Below are 23154 nucleotides of genomic sequence, written 5' to 3'. Positions count from 1 at the left end.
TATGGTAGCAAATTCAGGTCAATGAACAAAAGAGAAATGCAAGGTTGGAAAAGGTTGAAGATAAAAATAGTGTTATCAGCACGTACAATAAACAAAATGAAAGTAGGGGATAAAGATACAACTGATGTAGGTGAATATTCAGGTTTGAGGTTAGGCTGTGGTAAGACAGGAGGGTAAAAGTTTTAAATATAGATATCGTAGCCCTATAGATAATTCGCTTAATATGTGTTTCCTTCATATCGTACTGGAAAGCCGATTGCACAGAAAACAATTACCGAAGCTAAGTGGTTATTAAAAGAAAAGACTAGGGCGTGTCCTCATTTGGCTTTGCACCAAATCAACATACAAGCAATGTCAACCATAGACTGATAATTTCGTGCAAGCTTATCAAATCGGGTCGCTATCGCTCGGAAATGTTTTAATCTCGCAAAGGCATTTTCAACCAAATGCCTTAAGCGATATAAATGATGATCAAATTCTTTGTTTTCTCTCTTACTATTTGATTTCATTGGGATGATCGGCACAATATTTTGCTTTCTTGCCAGTATTCTGATTTTTTCCGAATCATAGCCTTTATCTGCAATCAGGTAATCTGACTGACCGACCTCACAAATCAACTGCGTTGCAACTTGGCTGTCATGGACTTCACCTCCAGTGATTTTAAAATCAATCGGTAATCCATTCGCGTCGGTTGCAAGATGGATTTTTGTGGTTCTTCCACCTCTAGACTGTCCAATTGCTCGCTCGAACCATACCGAGCTCCACTTGCATGCTAATGCGCGCGTATGTAGCTTCCGTCAATGAATACCCATTCTTGATCCAATACGCCTCGTAGTTTAAAAAAAATTTATCCCACAAGCCCTTACATGCCCAACGATTAAAGCGGTTATATGCTGTTTTCCAAGGACAAAATTCTTCAGGAATATCAGGCCATGTTGTACCTGTACGTAATTTCCATAAGATGGCTTCCATGATATTTCTACTGTTCTTTAAACAATAACAACCATGAAACTGCATAGTAGATTGAATCTGTTGCCAAATATCATCGGTGAGTAGGGTGCGTGCCATTGAGAAATATACAAATAAAAAGAGGTTAAATCACTCTTTTAAACCTTTAAAACCAATTTTTCAAATGAGGACACGCCCTAGGGCGAAAAGACATTCATTTAAAGATGAGCAGCTTTGGCCAGAGGGAATGGAGGATTGGAATCCTCATGATCTGAGAAGGACAGTACGTACAGGTTTATCACGATTGGGTTGTCCAGGTGATGTGGCGGAAGCAATTTTAGGGCATTCTAAAAAGGGAATTGAAGGAACCTATAATTTGCATGGATATGAAAATGAGTGTGCAAAGTGGCTGCAATATTGGGCTGATTATCTCGATGAAATTTTCAAAATGAGATATTCCTCCCAGAAAAAATGCGAAGCCATGGAAAGATAAAAGCCTAGCTCGCGAGAGCGAAATGAATTACTTCGAATAGTTAAACAATTAGGCGGGACATTATGGAAAAAATGGTCAGGCTATTATTGGCGAAGTTTGGTCGAAACCAAAATGTATTGCATCAAATTATTAGGTGATAAGTTGTCAGCTAGACATTTTTCAAGTCAGGTAAATGAAATAAATGCGAGAATTGCAGTTCTGAATAAATTTATAGTATTAGGCCAACCACATACCCGAGTTGTCACTTAAATTTGAGTAGATATGAGAAATCTTAATTTTTAAATCTTTGTGCAAAAAAAAAGCCTATCTATTTGTATTATATATAATTAAATTGAATTAAGTTGTTTGTAAAAATTGGGTTTACCTTGTAGGATAGCGCACTTGCATGTTTTATTAGAAAATTAGCTCATGCATTTTAAAAATTTCATAAATTATAACGTTATAAAGAGGAAATCATGGCAAACTTTTTTAAAAGCATTGTTTTTTTATGCTCTACAGCAGTGGTTTGTTTGGCGAATGCAGCTACTTGGCAAAACGTCGGTACTTTGGCGAGCGGCAATTTACCAAAAGCTAATTGTGATGTCCGCTTAGCCGCACCAACATCTAATGCAGGTGTTTATCGTTATCTATCACCTGTTGGAAAATATCAAACATCATTAGAGCTGAATTTGGATTTTTCAAACTATACAATTCCGCAACTACAGTCTTTTTTCGAATATGTTCCAAATAATAATTGGAATAATTTTTATCAAAGTTATCAGGCCGCGCAGCAAAAATATCCATACCACGTAGCAAAATTTTCAATTTCAATTTTAAAATCAGGTAACTATTTAGCAACATCATCAATGGTAAATATGATTTCAGGTAGCGAGAACATCTCAATTGGAACACCGATACCTTTTATTAGCTCTCACTCTTACATATTGACTCAAGAACTTTGTTTGTAAATAGTTTCCTAATTTAATATTAACCTTACAGTAATCTTTTATGCATAATAATTACTGTAAGTTTTGATACATGGGAATATACTTTATTGATAATATTGAAAAATATTTGATTATTTACTACCTTTATATAAAATAAAATTGCAACATTATGTATTGTACCAAACGAAAAAAACTCATCAAAAAAAGGATGTTGTGCTTACTTTTTTTGCCATTGAATGCATTAGCGACACCTATAGTCAATATTGATGAACTAAACAACCAAATTCATCCCATGTTTACTTCAAGTCCAAATGATCGTGATCAGCAATTTGAAAAATCTAATTTATATGAATTCAAAGAAAATCATCCATTTGACGCCAAATTGATTACAGTACCAAACGCCTCCGCACCTGTATTTGGAACAATGAATTCAATCAATATCATGGATGCAGTACAGCAGGCAGTGCTGACACATCCCGATATTCAACAACAAATTTCGAATTATGCGGCACAAAATGAAAATATTGCAGTGGCACGCTCAGGATATTTTCCCCAGTTTTCTGGTGGGATTAATACAGGGGATATGACATCTGGTGAGCGAGGTCGACAGCTGATCAGTTTTAGTGCAACACAAATGCTCTATGATTTTGGTAAGGTGAAATCCAGTGTAGATATACAAACGGCACGCTCATGGGGAGCGGAAAGCCAATTGTTGGTCACTGTTGAAGATCTTTCACAGCAAGTGGCATCGACGATTGTGAATATTAAACGTTTACAAGAAATGGTGCGTATTGCGGAACAACAAATCATAGGGATTCAGCGTATTGTCGAAATAACGCAATTAAGAGCTCAAGCCGGATTAAGTAGTCAAGCAGATCCAGTACAAGCACAATCTTACTTAGAATCAGCACAAGCAAATTTAATCGCACAAAACTCCTTATTGATCCAATATCAACTGCAACTCCAAAACTTGATTGGTTTTGATATTCGCCAAAAGAATTGGGTTATCCCCGATAGTTTTGTGGCTCATTCAGATTTATATGTCGATCCAGAAATGAATCACATCCCTAAAATGCTGCAAGCACATGCTGAAATTTTGGTGGCCCAAGCACAAAAATCTCAAGCTAAACTTAGTCGTTACCCGACACTTAATGTTAAAGGTTCGATGAGCCAAGCGGTTAATGGTCGAAATCCGAATAATAATGAAGACAATGGTTTTTATAGTTCGATTATGTTCGAGGCCAACAGTAATTTCTTTCAAGGTGGAGCAATTGCAGCTCAAACACGTTCTGCCAGTTATGCCGAACAAGCTGCTCGGGCGAAGTTAAATTCTGTGCATTTAGATATCTTGGATCAGATACGAATTAGTCGTGAACAAATAGCACATAAACAAGAACAAATGAAAGTTCTGCTGGCCAGACAAAGAACCACCATCAAAACCAAAGAGCTCTATCAAGAGCAATATAAATTAGGGACACGTTCAGCATTAGATTTACTGAATGCCGAACAATCCATTCATATGGCAACTTCGGATATCGAAAATGCACGTTACGATATTTATAACAGTTTAGTTCAGTATATTGCGGCAACTGGGCGGGGCTGTGAAGTCTATGGACTAGAGCAAAAAAATTATTTGGGGAACGAAATCAAACCATGACAATGACAACAGATTACCAGCCATGGTTGCAGGCTGTACTGAATATTGCAAAACATTATCGAATAGAACCTTCTGAAGAACGCATTAAAATCCAACTCGAATGGAATCATAATAATAATCCTGAAGAACTTTTATCATTTATAAGCCGACAAGTTGGTTTGCATCTTAAAAAGGCTAAAGTTGACCAGTCTTTGCTGAATCCATGGAGTTTCCCACTGTTGGCGGAATTCAAAAATGGTCAAGTGGGTGTCATTCATCAGATGGATGCCAAAGGCAATATTGGGATTCAACTGAGTGGAGAGCAGGGGCTTTCACAACAGACGACTCAAGATTTGCTTTTAGCATCAACGCAAAACTTTTATCTACTTCGACCAGAAAAATCAGTTGCCGATCTGCGTGTTGATGAATATATCAAACCGTATCAAGAGAACTGGTTTTGGTCGATTGCACTGAAAGACTGGAAACGCTACCTAGATATTATGTTGGCCTCTTTGGTTGCCAATGTTTTGGCTTTGGCGACCATTATTTTCTCTATGCAAGTTTATGACCGTGTTGTTCCGTCACAATCCATTCCGACGTTGTGGGTATTGGCAGGAGGTGTGCTGATTGCTGCAATTTTTGAGTTTGTTTTGCGGATCTCTCGCATTTATTTATCCGACATTATCGGGAAGCGTGCGGATTTAAAAATTTCCGATCGTGTCTTTGGACATGCTTTGCGCATCAAAAATGACCAACGTCCAAAGTCGACAGGGACTTTTATTTCTCAAATCCGAGAATTGGAAGGAGTGCGAGAATTAGTCACATCGACTACGGTGACTGCGATCGCGGATCTACCGTTCTTCTTTTTCTTTTTGGTGATTTTCTGGTTCATTGGCGGTAATTTGTTTTGGGTGATGCTGCTGGTCGTTCCTCTCATGATTATTCCTGGGCTATTGGCGCAAAAACCTTTGGCCAAACTTGCACAGCAGGGGATGAGAGAGTCAGCAATTCGCAATGCAATTCTGGTTGAAACAGTTCAGGGTGTAGAAGACATCAAGCTGTTACGAGGTGAGTCACGGTTTCAGAATCAGTGGAATCACATGAATGAAGTCTCGGCAGAGATTAGTATGCAACAACGTAAAATTGTAGGTGTACTATCGGCTTGGACACAAAAAATTCAAGGGTTAACCTATGCCATTGTCGTGCTTGTAGGCTGCTTTGCAGTGATGAAGGGTGAAATGACTACAGGTGCTCTAGTTGCTTGTTCGATTTTATCTTCTCGTATGTTGGCACCTATCTCTCAACTCACAGGCGTGCTTGGGCGTTTCCAACAAGCAAAAGTTGCAAAAAAAGGATTGGATGAGCTGATGAAAAAGCCTGTCGATCAAGCAGCTCACAACCATTTTATTCACCGAGCAATGTTGAATGGTGATTATGATCTAGAAAATGTCATGTTTAAATATGGGCAAGATGATTCTAGACCAGTCATGCATATTTCAGAATTACAGATCAAGCAAGGGGAAAAGATCGCTTTATTGGGTCGCAATGGGGCAGGTAAATCTACACTGTTACAACTACTTGCAGGGATGCAAACACCACAGCAAGGGCTGATACATTTGGATCAATTAAATTTAGCATTAATTGACCCCGCTGATGTACGTCGAGACGTTGGACTACTCAACCAAAATTCTATGCTGTTTTATGGCACGATTCGAGAAAACTTATTATTAGGTGCCCCCCTTGCTACGGATGAAGATCTATTTCAGGCATTAAACATGGCTGGAGCCCTGAAGTTTGTACAAGAGAAAAAAGAAGGCTTAGATCATTTAGTGTTAGAAGGTGGAACGGGTTTTTCAGGTGGGCAACGCCAAGCACTGTTATTGGCCAGATTACTGGTTCGACAACCAAATATATTATTACTGGATGAACCTACCGCAGCCATTGATGATGTTGCGGAAAAAGAATTTATTGACCAGATGAAACAATGGTTGGGTTCACGGACTTTGGTGATCGCTACACATCGTCGAGCGGTGTTAGAGCTCGTAGATCGTATTATCGTGCTCAATGATGGCAAAGTCGTGATGGATGCACCGCGTCAGCAAATTATGAAACAACAAGAATCGCATATTCAGCATGCTGCAATCGTTGGAGAAAAGCGATGAATCAACAAGCAACGCAAAATTCCCGAGCAGGATTTGTTTCACATCCAGAACCCGCTTTACCAAAGTCGAGTTTAGTGATTTGGATCGTTACCTTATGTCTAGCACTCTTTTTGATTTGGGCGTGGTTCTTTAAGCTAGAAGAAGTATCTACAGGAACTGGAAAGGTCATTCCATCTTCAAAAGAACAAGTGATCCAATCTTTAGATGGTGGAATATTAACGCATTTAGATGTGAAAGAAGGGCAAATCGTCCAGCAAGGGCAGGTTCTGGCTCAGCTTGATCCTACCCGTTTTGCATCCCATGTTGGAGAGTCGGCCTCGGTACTACTAGCAGCTCAAGCCAGAGCGGCACGACTACAGGCTGAGGTTAACCAAACAGCTTTAGTCTTTCCTGAGAGTGTACAAAAAGACCCTCACTTACTGCGTGAAGAAACAGCGCTGTATCATGCCCGACGCAGTAACTTACAAGAATCGATTACTGGGCTGCAACACGCACTGAAATTGGTAGAAGTAGAATTGTCGATGACAGAGCCCTTGATTGCCAAAGGCGCCGCCAGCGAAGTTGAGGTGTTGCGTCTAAAACGACAAGCGACAGACTTAAACAATCAAATTCAAGATATACGTCATCAATATGAAGTCAATGCTCGAGAAGAATTAGCAAAAACCAATACCGAAATCGGAAGTCAACAAGCCGTGATAAAAGGTCGCTCGGACAGTTTAAAGCGTACGGTACTCAAGGCTCCAGTACGGGGAATTGTAAAACAAATCGATACCGTCACATTGGGTGGTGTCATTCCACAAAATGGAAAACTGATGAGCATTGTACCTATGGATGAGAAATTACTGGTGGAAGCGCGTGTTTCACCACGTGATATTGCATTTATTCACCCAAATCAATCGGCTTTGGTTAAGTTTACTGCTTATGATTACTCAATCTATGGTGGCCTTGAAGGTAAGGTGACCATTATTTCCCCAGACACGATACGGGATGAAGTCAAGCAGGATCAGTTCTATTACCGCGTCTATATTCAAACCGACCGTGACCAATTAGAGAATAAGGCAGGGCAGAAATTTGCAATTACCCCAGGCATGATAACCACGGTCGATATTCGTACCGGTGAAAAAACCATTCTAGACTATTTATTAAAGCCATTTAATAAAGCGAAGGAAGCATTACGAGAACGTTAGAATTGATTTTGAGATCAGATCCACAATTTTTTTAATTGTGGATTTTTTGATTTTACGAATTTTAAAAGTGATGAAGGTTAGAATAAAAATAATTAAATCATGGATATAACAGCAAATGATAGCTGTAATTTTAAGCATGAATATATAATTTAGGGTAAAAAACAATCAGAATTACGGTTATAATATTGCGGTTTAACACTTACGAATAACAACAATGCACATTCAGTTTATAGTAGAAGATCGTGACCCTAGCACAGCTACGGGTCCAATTCAGGTGGGTTGGTTTTTAACAGAAGAGAAAGCCTCCATTCTATATGAGCCACCTTATCGAATGCGTTCGCAATCTCAAACCAAACATGCAAAATCCGCCAGTCGCTGTCCAGCAGTCTTGCAATTGGAGAGTCGCTATTTTGTGGTGAATTGTCCATTTGACTTTCATTTACGCTTTTCACGAGATGCACAGGGCAAACCGAGTATCGTGAATGTATTGGGTGAACAATCACCTGTACGCACCAATAAATTACGAGAACTGATTACACTGGTGAATGAAAATGAATGGCGTACACCACAAGTTCCCATTTTACAACTGAAACTGCCGTACTGTTTTATTGCAGATGAAGTGGTGTACCTGACGCAATTAGAGGCTTTTGGGCATTACCGTAAACACTCTTTACCCGGCACTATCTTTGGAGGGCGTTTCCCGATTCATATTTGGCCACGCCCCTTGATGTGGGCATTTGAATGGCATGACACATCTAAAGATTTAATTCTTAAACGCGGAGAGCCACTCTTTTATTGCCAATTTGATGGCTATGACCCTTCAAGAACCATCAAGCTCATGCAAGCTGAAAAAACTCCAGAACTCATGCATTACATGGATCAAATATCTGGAGTGGTGAACTATGTGAATCAGACCTTTTCATTGTTTAGTGAGGTGGAAAAAGTGAGACCAAGTAAATTGCTGAATGGCAAAAAGGATCATTGATGAAACTATTTCATAAAATTGTGCTTAGTAGTGTATTGATATTGCTAGTTTATTTAGTTGTAAGAATTATTATTTGGCAATATGAGGAATATAACGAGAGACGTGGCTATTGTACAGCAGAAGAAAAATATCTTTCAGAAGAAGAAAAATTGAGAAATCTAAAGGCAGATATTATTCAAATTAAATTGGAACGAACAATAAGAGCAAAAAATCAAGGGTGGAATGTTGATAATAAAAAATTATTCGTTTCTAAATATGATTTAAGTGATAAAGATAAAATTATAGAACTGATAAAAAAAGCAGATATTAACAAATCATTTGAAGAAAATTTTGGTTTAGTCGCTGTTGCTACAGTAGAGGAATATAGTAATCGGAGAGAATGCTTAATACAACATAAACGATGTTCTGATATTGATAATTCTCGTAATGGGCTACGTAGCTTATGGAAAGAAGATAATAGCGTTGATATTGATTATTTGAAAAATTTACCTTTGACATATTCTATAGTGGGAGGTTCAATTGGAATCCTTCCTTTATCCAGTTTAAAAAAAATAGATAAAGGAACATATAGTATTCATAGTTATAGTATTGACCCTCTTTGTTGTGATAGAGAAATAATTGATAATGCACTCAATGGGATAGGAGTCTGGTCTGTAAAAAGAGCAAAAACAGATGATGAAAAAAATAAGCAAGAAGAGCCTAAACTAAAATTAGATCAAATAGATGGTGAAAGTATTGATGATATTTACGTTATGAATATATATCATAGCTTTCTATTTTCTAAACCAGAACAAGTTCAGCGTTATGGATTGCTATTAAGTATAGGAGGTCTAAGAAAACCAGCCTATGCAAAAAATGAAAATATAAAGATATTGGTCACTGCATGTGGAACTATTTCAGAAGAACAGCAAATTTTAAATTCTAGTGAAACCCAGTCGGGTAATGATTCATCATTAAGAAAAAGGTATAAATTATGAGTACAATTCCAACGATGCTAGAAATTATTAGCTATTATCTTTATGGAAAAATAGAAAAGCCAACCAATTTATTGGATGATACTATTACAAATAGTGTGAATACACCTATTACGGTTAATGCTCTGGAGTTTATGACTTTAGGGGCAGGACGTTACATAGACGTGGGAAATTTTAAAGCTGTTCGCAAGTTTTTGGCTGGAGATTATGCTGATAAATTTGAGATAGGGCATACGTATAAGACAAGAGAATTTTGGGAAAAATTAGGTTTTAAAGATGATGAAGGATATCCTCAAGGTCAGGGTACCCGAGTTGGTATTTCAAATTATGGTCTTGATACAGAAAGTGAAGATTATTTAGATAGGTCTTATGTATTCGGTTCAATGGAGTTTACTCTTAATAAGGATGCAGAATTTATTGTAGGTGAGGATGGTTCATTTAGTATAAAAAATATTGCTGTAATTCCGTGGGATGATAATTTTAATTATGAATCAAGCGATGGTTTAGCAAGTCTTACAAACACTTTGACTCAAGGTGTGATTGACCCTTATGGCATTGGAGAAACAATCAAAATTCTATTCGATGTAAGTGATAACTTCCCTACTATTGCTTTGAATGAAGGGGATTTGCTTGAATTAATAAATCAAGAAGATGAATTAAAACGTTTAAATAATGAAATTTTAGGTATGCCAGTACCAAATTTAACTAAACTTTATAATGGATTATTGGAAATATTAAATAGTGGTTTGATTGACTATGTTCATGATAACAAGTTGATTGTTTATGGTTTAAACACTTCTGATACATCAGAATCTTTAGATTCAAAGATAAATAATTATATATTTAATTTACAGCAATTAGGTTTAGATAATTGGTTTGAGTTAGGGGCTTTAAGTGATTTAAATGACTGGGTTAGTAAACAAATTAATAGAATACAAAATTCAGGAAGAATATATATTCTTGGCAATGGTGTAGATATTGTAGAAGGTACGAAATATGCTGATGATATGTATGGTGGAAATGGTAATGATAATCTAAAGGGTGAAGATGGAAATGATATTTTACTAGGAAGAGCAGATAATGATGAACTTTATGGCGGTTCTGGTAATGATTATCTGAATGGCGGTTCAGGAGTTGATTTATTGGATGGTGGTACTGGAAATGATATTTTAGTTGGAGGAGCTAACTGGTTAACTGCAGAAGGTGGCGAGGGTAATGATATTATTTATGCGGACGCTTCTAATGTAAGTAATTTAGATCTACATGATGAGCTTAGTGGTGGGGCAGGAAATGATATTATCTACGGAGGGAGTGGGCTTGCAAATATAAAAGGAGCTGAAGGTAATGACATTATATATTCTGGAAATAGCCAAGATATTATTAAAGGTGGGGGTGGTAATGATATTATTTACGGTTATTCTGGAGAAGCCACCACGGAAAGTACAATTAGAAGTGATTTGTCAGGTGGTATAGGTAATGATTTAATTTATGGAAGTGTTAACTCAGATTTTATTGAAGGTGGGATAGGAACTAATATATTAGAAGGAAAGGAAGGTGTTGATAATTATATCATCACTGAAAATGAAGGATTAGGGCTTGGTACACAGTATATTATTGACCAAGATGGAAGAATTCAGATTAATCTAGCTACATTAGCTGTTGGTACTTATGATGAAAATATACGAGCTTGGTACAGTTCCAATAATCTTTATATTATAAGAAAACTAGGCGAAGATACCGATAATGAAATTATAAGCATTCATAAAATTGGTGATGAAAAAAATACAATTTATATAGAAGGCTGGGAAAAAAATGGTGATTTTGGTCTAGTTTTCAGCGAAATTACCCCTGTAAACATGCCCTCTTTTGATAATTTACCTACATTGAATAATGGAAATAATATTGCATACAATCAAACTAGTATTAATGGAGGGGGAGGAAATGATTATCTAAGCGGAACGACTGGAAATGACCTTATTGATGGTGCCAATGGTAATAATTTTATTAATGGACTAGCAGGTGGTGATACATTAAAAGGTGGTGATAATCAGGATATTATTCTAGGTGGAGTGGGGAAAGATACTATCTATGGTGGTGATGGTGAGGATTTACTGATTAGCTCAGAGGGATATATAATTCAAGCCTCTGATTTTTCTAAATATCTATTGGAAAAATATAAGAATCAAGTCAATCCGAATGCGACTTTAGCAGAATTAACAAACCTTATCGCGAATAGTGTATCTTCGCGTTGGGATGTCAATTTTAATTTTACTAAAGAATGGAGTGAAGAGACTCAATCGTATACGTATTTTCTTACTAAAAATGGTGTTGTAACTCCAATTTTATTACCAGGAATAAGCATATTCTCAGACATTGCGAGTAATACATTAAATTTGACCAGTATTTATTTATTGTCAGAAACTGATGATGGAGGAGTGTTGGGAGCAGATACGGTATATGGTGGTCTTGGTGATGACTTTATATTAGGTTCTGGCTCTGTCGATAATTTATATGGCGATGAAAAAAGTGATCATCTGTATGGACGAGGAGGAGATGACTACTTATATGGCGGGACGGGAAATGATGTGCTCTATGGCGGAGCAGGTCGAGATTATATTAGCGGGGGAGATGATGATGATAAACTAATTGGTGGGTACGAAGCCGACGTCATTTATGGTGGTGAAGGGAATGACAATATTACAGGCGATCTCCCTAATTTGTTCGGTACCACAGCACCTCCAACTTCAGCGGATAGCACTAGATATGGCAATGACTTCATTTTTGGTGGAAAAGGTGAAGATCATATCTGGGGTAATGGTGGGGATGACATTATTTTTGGAGGAACAGATAAGGATTACATCGACGGTGGTGAGGGTAATGATTACCTATATGGGGATAATGAAGACCAGCTAATTGATATCGATGGTAAAGAAAAAGATGATGTGTTTGGCGGTGAAGGAGATGATTTTCTATTCGGAGGGGCAGGCAATGATCAGCTTTATGGCGGCAAGGATAATGACATACTGTATGGTGGAGCCAATGATGATTTGATCAAAGGCGAAGATGGAAATGATATCATTTATGGTGGAGATGGTAATGATATATTTCTGTTTGGTGGGGAAGGTAACGATATCCTATATGGTGAAGACGCTAATGACAAAATCCATGGTGACAGTGGAGATGACATTATTTTTGGTGGGACTGGTAATGATAATTTACAAGGAGGGCAAGGTTCCGACTTATATGTCTTTTCAATAGGAGATGGGAACGATACGATTGTTGAAGAAGTCTCAGACATAGCTTCGCTTAATTATCAAAATTTTATTTATTTCACTTTTAATTCAGATCAGATTCGAGGTGTTATCCGCGATGGATATGACCTGATCATTAAATATGATCAAGATGATCAAGATGATCAAGATGATCAAGATGATCAAGTGACAGTGAAAGATTATTACAAAGTTAGAAATACAAATAATCATAGCTACTTAGATAGCAAAGGAATATTTGATCAAATTGAAATATCAGAGGTTCGATTTGAAGATGGTATCGTGTGGGATACGGCAAAAATTATGGAAATGGCCCCGCCCCCTGAAGAGAATGAATTGCCTCCTGATCCACTGGATGGTGTTGCCTATTTTATTGATGCACTTGTGACTCGTGGAGATATTACCCTACAAGGTAAAACGACGATAATGTATGCATTTCCAGCAAACAACTTATCAAATCATCAATACTATACGCCAGAACAAGTCATAGCAGTTGGAAAAGCTTTAAATAAGTTTGCTGAAATTTTAAATATTGAGTTTGTACAATCAGAGACTGGTACTGGAGATTTAAAATTCTATTTAGATGATTTGTCTAGTGCAGATGCGAGTGCGGCTGCTGGTTATGCAAGTGCTCAGACAGGAGAAATACATCTCAATTCGTTGATTTTTGAAGTATTAACTGATTTAGGTGAAGGTTCAGACGGATTTGAAGTCTTACTCCATGAAATAGGCCATGCTCTAGGGTTAAAACATCCATTTGAAGCACCAGTTTTACCAGAATTAGAGAATAATCAAAATAATACCCTCATGTCCTATACCAGCAATGGTGTTAATGATACGAATCTCAAACTTTATGATTTGGCAAGTCTGCAATATTTGTATGGAGTTAATCAAAATGTTCGTATGGGGAATGATACCTATACCTTTGCCGATAAGTATATTTGGGATGGGAATGGGATAGATACTTTTAATGCATCTACCTTGACACAGAATGTTTATATTGACCTGAATGCGGGCGGATGGAGTTACATCGGACAAAACTCACAGAGTATTTTAGAAGCAGGTCAGAACTTCATTGGTTATGGTACGGTGATTGAAAATGCAATCGGAGGAACAGGCGATGATACTCTGATTTCAAATGCTGCAAATAACCTCCTGCAAGGCAGAGCCGGGAAGGATACCTATATTTTTAATGGAAACTTAGGGCATGACCAGATCATTGATGTAGATCATAATAATAAAATTATAATATTAAACAATGGATTGGATAACTTAAATTTGGTATTAGCCAGAGACACTATTTTATTATTAAATTTTTATAGTTCTATTCAATTGGATATCAATCAATTTGAAAGCATTATTATTAATGGAATTACATATTTAAAAGATGATTTTATAGCAAACTTTGGTGGATATATTTCTGTTAATCATGATTATGTTTTAGATTCAAATCAGAATAATGTTGTAATGTTAGGTACTGGAGATTTTCACATTGTTGGGAATTACCTAGACAATAAAATTATAGGAAACTCTGGGAATAATACAATATCTGCTGGTGATGGTAGCGATACTCTTCAAGGTGGATTTGGCAATGATGAAATCAATGGGGAGAAGGGAGATGATACGCTAATTGGGGGATTGGATAATGATGCGCTCTATGGTGGATTAGGCAATGACCAGTATATTTTTAAAGATAATGATGGTGATGATGTTATTGTCGACTCAGATGGTTTAAATAAAATTGAATTAAAAAGTAGTTTATCTAACCAAATCTCTTTTCACGTTCTTTCTGATGGTGACTTAACAATTTCCTATGGTGAAAATTCTCATATTCTCATCATGGACTATTTTAATCACTCAGAAAAATTTGAACTGGTCTTTTCCAACAATGAAGTTTGGTTAAAAGATCAAATTTTAGAAAAACTAAAATCAGAAATATTTGGAACTGCTGGTAATGACGTATTAGCAGGGGAAGTTTATCTCAATAATAAAATGATTGCTCTGCAAGGAGATGATGTAATAACTGGTGGTAATAAAGATGATCTGATCTATGCAGATATAGTTGATGACTCAGACAGTGATTTAGGAGGGAATTATGCTGTTATTAATGAAAATGGGACTGTTTCATTAATGTATTATGAAAAAGGGAATGATATTATTATTGGTGGAAAAGGAAACGATAGTCTCTTTGGTGGTCGGGGTAATGATACATATATCTTTAATCGAGGAGGTGGTGTAGATAAGATATATGATTTTTATACTTATTTAGATAATTCTGATGAGATGAATGCAAAAAGAACAGAAATAAATTGGGGAGTAAAATTATCAGATAATGTATTTGAAGACTTTGCTAAACAAGATGGTAAATATAATAGAATTAAATTTCAGGATGTTTTAAAAGAAGAAGTTTTATTAATTTTAGTGGGTAATGATTTAGAAATTACATATGGAGTGAATGATAAAATTATCATTAAAAATTTTAAGGATACTATGTCTACTAGATATGGTTTCTCAGAAAATTATTCTATAGCTGAGCTTGAGTTTTCAGATGGAACTATCTGGAATTACAAAAAAATTATAGATAATATTTCAAAGATAGAAATTTTTGGTACGGAGAATAATGATGAAATTAATTCTGTGGATATATTAAATACGATATATGCTAGAGGCGGAAATGATAATATCTCTACTGGTAATAAAGGTAGTGTTACATATGGGGGGGATGGTGATGATAATATTTTAGGAGGTTATGGTAATAATACAATATATGGCGATAGTGGGAATGATAATATTACGAGTTACGGTAATAGTGGATCACTATTCGGTGGTGATGGTGATGATAGGTTGAGTGGAGGAGACGGAAGTTATTTTTATGGGGGTAATGGGTATGATAATTATAATATTGGAGATAAACAATATTTACATGGAAACTATAAAATTAGTGATGCAGATGGAGTAGGGCTGATATCTTTAAATGATCGTGTACTGTGGTCATATATTTCTGGAAGCTCAGGCGGTATAATGCGGACTTTGTTGCAGGCTAGTTATGATATTAATACAGGGGTAATGAGTTTTATTAAAGATGGTCGAATCTATTTTTCATTAATTGAATTAAATAGTAAAAATGATTTCGATAAAATTGGAAATTTGGATATTTTTATTCCTGGTGTTCGTTATTATGATATGTATACAGGAGAATTTGCATTTGAAACGAGTGCAACAAATGCAAAGTTGATGGATTTGATGAATGGAACATATACAGAGTTTATTTATACAAATTCAAATGATTTTATATCTGATTTAACGAGCAAAAGTAATTTGGTTTCATATTATAATAATCATTATATTTATGCAAAAGATGGAAATGATACTATTGAAATTATGGAGGTAACAAGTACTGTCTATGGTGGAAATGGTAATGATTCAATCACACTTAAATCAGGCGATGTGTATGGAGGTGAAGGGGATGATGCAATAGCAATAAATAATGGAATTGCTTATGGTGAAAATGGGGATGATTTAATCATAATCCAAGCAGGAAATGCATATGGTGGTGATGGAAATGATATTATCAAAATCCAGCATAATGCCACGGTTTATGGTGGCGATGGTAATGATATCCTAATGGGAAGTGGACATTTTTATGGTGGTAAAGGTGATGATACCTTAATTGCTAACAATGATGGGGCTTACATGAATGGAGGTGAAGGTGCAGATATATTAAAAGGTGGCTCAGGAGATGATACTTATATTGTAGATGGACTAGATACACTCCAGTTAGCGAGTGAAACTGGTGGTTATGACACAATCAAGTACCAATATGATGTAGGCAATGTAGATCTAGAAAATAGCCAATTTGAAGCGATTGAATTATTTGGTTTTAGTGATAGTTATTTATTAGGGAACATAGCTAATAATAATTTGATAGGCAACAACGGAAATAACTACCTAGATGGTCGTACAGGTAGCGACTATATGGCTGGTGGTGCAGGTGATGATTATTATGTCGTTGATGTAACTGATACCATTATTACTGACGAAGATGGAAATACCCGTATCATTGATGGTGATCAGGTCGAGGAAGATTTTGATGCTGGTACAGATACCATTGAACGTTGGCAAGATGCACGATTCATTGGTCAGGATGAAAATGGTAATCCAGTACTAACAAATAACTACCGATTATTAGAAGATAATATTGAAAACCTTGTTTTAAAGGGTAGTGCTAAAACTGCGTTTGGTAACGAATTAGATAATATTATTACCAGTAATGCACAAGACAATTATATTGATGGTTTAGGTGGAGATGATACCTATATCTATACCAAAGGTGGTGGAACAGATACCTACAGTTTCTATGATGATCTAAGCGCAACCAATACATTACAAATTCAGGGCTATTATAGTAGCGATGTCTTTGCTCAAAAGTATGGCAATAGTGTTTATCTTAGTTTTAAAGGAACGAGTGATCATATTTGGTTATCTAACTATTATGTCGCGGATACAGTGAGTAATACCTATAAAATGGATCAAATTGAATTTGATTCAGGGACTGTCTGGACCAGTAGCGATATAGATACGTTGGTCAATCGTGCTGCGAATAACCATGCTCCAACAGTAAATGCTGTGATTCCGACGATTACTAGTAACCAAGGAACAGTATTTAGCTATAAGTTCGCGAGTAATGTAATTATCGATCAGGACACTTGGGACTACTTAAGTTATAAGATCACGCTCACAACCAAAGACAGCAATGGACAATATCAACCGATACCATCTTGGCTAAACTTCGATGCTGCCACACAAACCCTATCTGGCACCCCATCATCGAATGTCACTGGTAATTTGTCTTTCTTCTATTGGGGAACTGATATGTATGGTCTTGGAACAGGAACCTCCTTTACTTTGAAAGTGAATCCACCTAATCAAGCACCAACTGTATTGAATCCAATTGCAGATCAGAGTGTTACAGATGCGAAAGCATTTAGTTATACCGTTCCTTCAACTACATTTAAGGATCTTGATGGTGATACCCTAACCTATACAGCAACCTTAGAAGACGGAAGCCCACTACCAGCATGGTTAACATTCAATGCGAGTACAAAGGTCTTAAGCGGAACTTCTCCAGATTATGCTGCGGCCTTAAATATTAAAATTACCGCCAAAGATACTGCAAACCAGACTGTGTCAGATGTATTCAAACTTACATTTGTGGTTCAGAATTTGACAGTAAACGGAACGAGTAGTGTTGATACGCTTTATGGTGCATCGGGGAATGATACGATCACTGGACTAGCGGGTAATGACATACTGTATGGCCAATCTGGAAATGACGCGCTCAATGGCGGTACGGGCAACGATACCATGTATGGTGGTAAAGGCGATGACATCTTTGTTGTTGATAGCACCACGGATATCGTCAATGAAAATGCTAATGAAGGAATAGACACTGTCCAAAGCAGCATCACCTATACCTTAGGCAATAATGTCGAAAATCTCACTTTAACAGGAACAACCGCAATTAACGGAACTGGTAATGCACTTAACAACACATTGCTGGGAAATAGTGCAATCAACACCTTAACTGGTGGAGCTGGTGATGATTACTTTGATGGCGGTGCAGGCAATGATAAATTGCTGGGGGGTCTAGGTAATGATGTCTATGTTGTTGATAGTACAACTGATACGATTACAGAGAATACCAATGAAGGTATCGACACAGTTCGAAGCTCGGTGACATATACACTAGGCAATAACCTAGAGAACCTTACACTGACTGGTACAACAGCAATAAATGCTACAGGAAATGCACTTAATAATACGCTTATAGGGAACAGTGCAGTTAATACCTTAACGGGTGGAGCAGGTGATGACTATCTAGATGGTGGTGCCGGAAATGATAAATTGCTGGGTGGTCTAGGTAATGATGTCTATGCTGTTGATAGTACAACTGATACGATTACAGAGAATACTAATGAGGGTATTGATACGGTTCGTAGCTCGGTGACATATACACTAGGCAATAACCTAGAGAACCTTACACTGACTGGTACAACAGCGATAAATGCAATAGGAAATACACTCAATAATACACTTATTGGCAATAGTGAGGTAAATATTCTGAATGGTGGGGCTGGTAATGATATCTTAGATGGTCAAGGCGGTAATGATCAATTTACAGGTGGAACTGGATCGGATACGTTGATATATCAGCTATTGGTTGCATCAGAAGCTGCTGGGGGTAATGGTACAGATAGTTGGTCAGATTTTACGGTTGGCAATGTTTCGACCAACATGAATGCGGATAAAATTGACTTTGGTGATTTGCTCATTAATTTCACTGGTAATTATGATACTAGTAGCCTAGATCCATATATCAAAACATTGGTAAGTGGTTCTAATACGCAGCTTTACATAGATAGAGATGGAAGTGGGACGAGTTATAATAGTACCTTACTGCTGACATTAAATAGTGTGAATACCAATTTAAATGATCTACTCAATAATCAACAAGTTGTTGTTTAATTAATACAAAACTTGATTTGAAGAATTAAAGTGCTAGAGGATAACTCCTCTAGTACTTTTTATTATCTACCATCTTATGCGGATTCCTTGTGTTGAGCCCTTATCATCTAAAAGTTTTAGGGCTGGAACAATAGCAACTTAATAAGCATTTCGTTGCCTTATTGGCAACACTTAAATAGAACAAATCAATGCAAGATTTTATTCAACGTCGGATGCGTTATATTTTTGACTTTGAAGGGATAGAACATGAATTTAAACAAGCATATGCATATTGGAGGGATTATTTGAAATTCAAGATAGAAGGGAGAGAGATGTATATTTTAGTCGAAAAGAATCTTGCCTCAAGCTAGATTTAACTGAAGCAAGATCTGTCTAGCTATTGTAAATACAAAGTACCGTTAGGCTTCAAACTCAGCTTTTTCTAGCGGTTTAGTTGAATGATTCGATAGAAATTGCTTTAAAGCTTCATTAAACGGGATTGGCTGTTCCACATTAGAAATATGCGAAGCATCAATTGCTACCAACTGACTCTTCGGAATCTGACTCTGCATAAACTCAGCATCCGCCACGGTTGTCACAGGATCTTGCCGTCCTGCAATAATTAATACAGGCACCGTAATTGTCTTTAACTGCTCCCGAACATCCGCTTTAGCCAAAGCTTCACAACAACTCGCATAACCTTCTGGGCTGCCAGCACCTAAGTCGTTTGAAAGCGTTGCAACCGTTGCCGCGTTGCTTTGGATAAAGGGAACTGTAAACCATCGCGAAGCTGCGCTGTCCGCAACGGATTGTAAACCTTGAGATCTGACCAACGCTGCCCGATCCAGCCAAGCCTGCTCCTGACCAATTTTGGCCGCCGTATTACACACCACCACATGGCTAAACCGCTCAGGATAATGAATAGCCAACCATTGACCAGTTAAGCCCCCCATCGAAATCCCACAAAATGCAGCGCGTTGAATCTTTAAATGATCCAGCAAATGAATCACATCCTCACCCAACTGCTGCAAGTGATAAGGACCTTGCGGGGTAGACGAAGCACCATGACCACGCGAGTCATAACACACCACAAAAAACTGTTCCTTTAAAGCATTAAACTGCTGTTGCCACATGCCATAATTGGTCCCCAAAGAATTAGAAAATACCAAAGCAGGATTACAGGCATCACCAAAAGTTGCGTAATTGATGGTTGCATCATTTGAAATAAATGTTGGCATAAAATCCCTCCCGACCTCCCTTTAAAAAAGGGAGGGGAAATATCTTAAATAGTTATGATTTGTTAAACGCGCTGAATAATCATTGCAATACCTTGACCGACCCCAATACACATCGAACATAAGGCATAGGTACCACCTGTTTGTTCCAATTGGTTTAAAGCTGTGGTGACTAAACGTGCACCCGATGCACCCAATGGATGACCAATCGCAATCGCCCCACCATTTGGATTCACTTGTGTTGTATCGTCTGCCAGACCGAGGTCACGGGTCACTGCCAGTGCCTGTGCCGCAAAGGCTTCATTCAGCTCAATCACATCCATCTGTTCAATACTGAGATTGGCTTGTTTAAGAAGCTTCTTAATCGCTGGCGCTGGGGCAAAGCCCATGATGCGCGGTTCTACACCCACAGCGGTAGAAGCAATAATCTTGGCGCGTGGTTTAAGTTGGTATTGCTGAATCGCCTGTTCTGAAGCAATCAGTACAGCAGCCGCACCGTCATTGATGCCTGACGCGTTTCCCGCTGTGACGGTGCCTTCTGCTGTGACGACTGGCTTCAGTTTAGCCAAACCTGCTAATGTGGTCGATGCACGAGGATGTTCATCGGTATCCACCACAATCGGATCCCCCTTACGCTGCGCAATACTCACAGGGACGATCTCATGTTTAAAAAAGCCTTGAGCTTGCGCGGTTGCTGTGCGCTGTTGACTCGTCAAGGCAAACTGGTCTTGATCTGCACGATCAATATGAAATTGCTGTGCCACATTCTCTGCGGTTTGTGGCATGGTCTCTACACCATACATGGCTTTCAGCTTCGGATTGATAAAACGCCATCCCATGGTGGTGTCTTCAATCTTCTGGCTACGGCCATAAGCCGTTTCTGATTTACCCATCACAAAGGGAGCACGAGACATACTTTCTACGCCCCCTGCGATAACCAGATTCGCTTCACCCGCTTTAATTGCACGGGCAGCCATCGCAATCGCATCGAGTGATGAACCACATAAACGGTTCACAGTTGTGGCAGGCACTTCAACCGGTAAACCTGCAAGCAATGCTGACATACGACCGACATTACGGTTATCTTCTCCCGCTTGGTTGGCACAGCCGTAGATCACGTCATCGACTTGTTTCCAATCCACACTCGGATTGCGTTGCATTAAGGCTTGAATTGGCACGGCACCCAAGTCATCGGCACGGACTGGGGCTAAACCACCTGCATAACGACCAAATGGGGTACGGATGGCATCGATGATATAAGCGTTTTTCATATCTATTCTTCTCTTAATCCTCCCTTAATCCCTCCTTTAAAAAGGAGGGAGACCCACCGCACTTTATGCTAGAGAAGTCCCCCTTTAGCAAAGGGGGATTTAGGGGGATTCAAATCATTAATTCTGTTGTGTCGCATCCACCAACGGAGCACCCGTCATCGCCTGCAATTCTGCAAAGCTTAAACCGTCAACTTTCTCAATCACTTTTAAGCCTTCCGCAGTCACATCAATCACACACAGATCGGTATAAATACGGTCAACACACTTTTGTCCTGTGGCGGGGTAAGTCAGCTCTGCCACAATCTTCGGTTCACCGTTTTTGGTGACATGATCGGTGGTGATAAACACTTTTTTAGCGCCTACCGCCAAATCCATCGCGCCACCTACCGATGGAATTGCATCGGGTGCACCAGTATGCCAGTTGGCCAAGTCACCATTGGCTGCCACTTGAAAGGCACCCAGAACTGCAATATCTAAATGCCCACCTCGCATCATGGCAAAAGAATCCCCATGATGGAAAAAGGCACCGCCTTTTAACATGGTCACATATTCTTTACCGGCATTGATCAGCTCAGGATCTTCTTCACCTGCGGCGGGTGGTGGACCAAAAGCCAATAAGCCATTTTCAGAATGCAGGAAGATCTCTTTGTCTGAAGGTAGATAGCTGGCAATCTTGGTCGGTAAGCCAATGCCTAAATTGACATAAGCCCCATCAGGAATATCTTGTGCGACACGTTCAGCAATCTGGTTGCGGTTGAGTTTTTGATAGCTCATGATGTTCTCCCGATTACACAGCTACAGGTTCAGGCTGAACCTGTACCACATGTTGAACGAAGATGTCTGCGGTGATGATGTGTTCTGGGTCTAAAGCACCCAGTTCCACCACTTCAGAAACTTGAGCAATGGTCACGTTTGCTGCCATGGCCATAATCGGACCGAAGTTACGTGCCGATTTACGGTAGACCAGATTACCCCAACGGTCGCCTTGTTGAGCTTTAATCAAAGCGAAGTCAGCTTTGATTGGGTATTCCAGTACATAATCTTTACCGTCGATGTGACGGGTTTCTTTGCCTTCGGCCAATAAGGTACCAAAGCCTGTAGGGGTGAAGACTGCGCCGAGTCCCATGCCTGCGGCTTGAATACGACAGGCCAAATTGCCTTGAGGCACCAGTTCCAGTTCGATTTTGCCTGCACGATAGAGTTCATCGAAGACCCAAGAGTCGGACTGACGCGGGAATGAGCAGATGACTTTTTTGACGGCACCGGCTTTCAACAGTTTCGCCAGACCATAGTCGCCATTGCCTGCGTTGTTGCTAACGATGGTGAGGTCTTTACGTCCAAGCTTGATCAGCCCGTCAATGAGTTCAGCAGGCTGTCCTGCTGTACCAAAACCACCGATCATGATGGTTGAGCCGTCTTGTATCTGGGATAAAACTTCATGAATTGAAGTCGAGGATTTATTGATCATGTAAAGCACCCATACATGGATTTCGGATCTGCTTCATTCGTGCAAATATCAAATGTCGAAAAGAGGAGTAAGAATTAAAAAATCGTAGCGTTATTT

General features: G+C 38.5%; 11 protein-coding genes and 4 pseudogenes. 10 read left to right on the top strand and 5 right to left on the bottom strand.

Translation table 11 applies throughout. The features are described from left to right. Positions 1 to 36 precede the first annotated feature (36 nt). Positions 37 to 220 (top strand): annotated as a pseudogene (locus E0H87_RS16315) (integrase); the annotation flags it as partial. A 97-nt stretch (positions 221 to 317) separates the two neighbouring features. Here the strand turns inward: E0H87_RS16315 and E0H87_RS01010 are convergent. Further along, positions 318 to 1068 (bottom strand): annotated as a pseudogene (locus E0H87_RS01010) (IS5 family transposase). A 103-nt stretch (positions 1069 to 1171) separates the two neighbouring features. On the opposite strand from E0H87_RS01010, the pseudogene E0H87_RS01005 reads away from it, so the two are divergent. The 9 genes and pseudogenes from E0H87_RS01005 to E0H87_RS00965 form a co-directional block, all read left to right on the top strand. Next, positions 1172 to 1441: pseudogene (locus tag E0H87_RS01005) on the top strand (hypothetical protein); the annotation flags it as partial. Then, a pseudogene (locus tag E0H87_RS01000) lies at positions 1404 to 1690 on the top strand (IS5/IS1182 family transposase); the annotation flags it as partial. The pseudogenes E0H87_RS01005 and E0H87_RS01000, both read left to right, overlap by 38 nt. Before the next feature lie 206 nt (positions 1691 to 1896). Next, entirely contained in the window at positions 1897 to 2388 is a 492-nt protein-coding gene (locus tag E0H87_RS00995) for a hypothetical protein (RefSeq protein WP_131321580.1), read from the top strand. Between the two features lie 187 nt (positions 2389 to 2575). Further along, complete coding sequence (locus tag E0H87_RS00990) at positions 2576 to 4024, top strand: TolC family outer membrane protein (RefSeq protein WP_227547289.1); 1449 nt, start codon at positions 2576 to 2578, stop codon at positions 4022 to 4024. Continuing rightward, positions 4021 to 6165: a type I secretion system permease/ATPase gene (locus tag E0H87_RS00985; protein WP_131321576.1), complete on the top strand. Its 2145-nt coding sequence runs from the start codon at positions 4021 to 4023 to the stop codon at positions 6163 to 6165. Before E0H87_RS00990 ends, E0H87_RS00985 begins: the two co-directional genes overlap by 4 nt. Beyond that, entirely contained in the window at positions 6162 to 7352 is a 1191-nt protein-coding gene (locus E0H87_RS00980) for an HlyD family type I secretion periplasmic adaptor subunit (protein ID WP_131321574.1), read from the top strand. Before E0H87_RS00985 ends, E0H87_RS00980 begins: the two co-directional genes overlap by 4 nt. Positions 7353 to 7566: 214 nt before the next feature. After that, a complete protein-coding gene (locus E0H87_RS00975) occupies positions 7567 to 8337 on the top strand; it encodes a hypothetical protein (protein ID WP_131321572.1) in 771 nt (256 codons plus the stop codon). Next, positions 8337 to 9314, top strand: coding sequence for a hypothetical protein (locus E0H87_RS00970; RefSeq protein ID WP_131321570.1), 978 nt, complete (start codon positions 8337 to 8339; stop codon positions 9312 to 9314). The genes E0H87_RS00975 and E0H87_RS00970 overlap by 1 nt, the downstream gene beginning before the upstream one ends. Further along, the gene (locus E0H87_RS00965) at positions 9311 to 19105 is read left to right on the top strand and encodes a putative Ig domain-containing protein (RefSeq protein WP_131321568.1); all 9795 of its coding nucleotides are present in this window, start codon (positions 9311 to 9313) and stop codon (positions 19103 to 19105) included. Before E0H87_RS00970 ends, E0H87_RS00965 begins: the two co-directional genes overlap by 4 nt. 398 nt (positions 19106 to 19503) lie before the next feature. Here E0H87_RS00965 and pcaD read toward each other — a convergent pair whose 3' ends face one another. The 4 genes from pcaD to E0H87_RS00945 all read right to left on the bottom strand — a co-directional run bounded on the left by pcaD (position 19504) and on the right by E0H87_RS00945 (position 23058). Further along, positions 19504 to 20322: a 3-oxoadipate enol-lactonase gene (pcaD, locus tag E0H87_RS00960; RefSeq protein ID WP_131321566.1), complete on the bottom strand. Its 819-nt coding sequence runs from the start codon at positions 20320 to 20322 to the stop codon at positions 19504 to 19506. Positions 20323 to 20384: 62 nt separating this feature from the next. Continuing rightward, entirely contained in the window at positions 20385 to 21590 is a 1206-nt protein-coding gene (gene pcaF, locus E0H87_RS00955) for a 3-oxoadipyl-CoA thiolase (RefSeq protein WP_131321564.1), read from the bottom strand. Positions 21591 to 21707: 117 nt separating this feature from the next. Continuing rightward, a complete protein-coding gene (locus tag E0H87_RS00950; RefSeq protein ID WP_131321562.1) occupies positions 21708 to 22364 on the bottom strand; it encodes a 3-oxoacid CoA-transferase subunit B in 657 nt (218 codons plus the stop codon). Positions 22365 to 22377: 13 nt separating this feature from the next. After that, positions 22378 to 23058 carry a 3-oxoacid CoA-transferase subunit A gene (locus E0H87_RS00945; protein WP_131321560.1) on the bottom strand — a complete coding sequence of 227 codons (681 nt, stop codon included), beginning with the start codon at positions 23056 to 23058 and terminating at the stop codon, positions 22378 to 22380. Positions 23059 to 23154: the final 96 nt, after the last annotated feature.

Origin of the sequence: Acinetobacter sp. ANC 4178, assembly GCF_004331175.1 — a bacterium.
Lineage (GTDB): Bacteria > Pseudomonadota > Gammaproteobacteria > Pseudomonadales > Moraxellaceae > Acinetobacter.
This window is presented reverse-complemented; position numbering and strand designations above follow the sequence as displayed.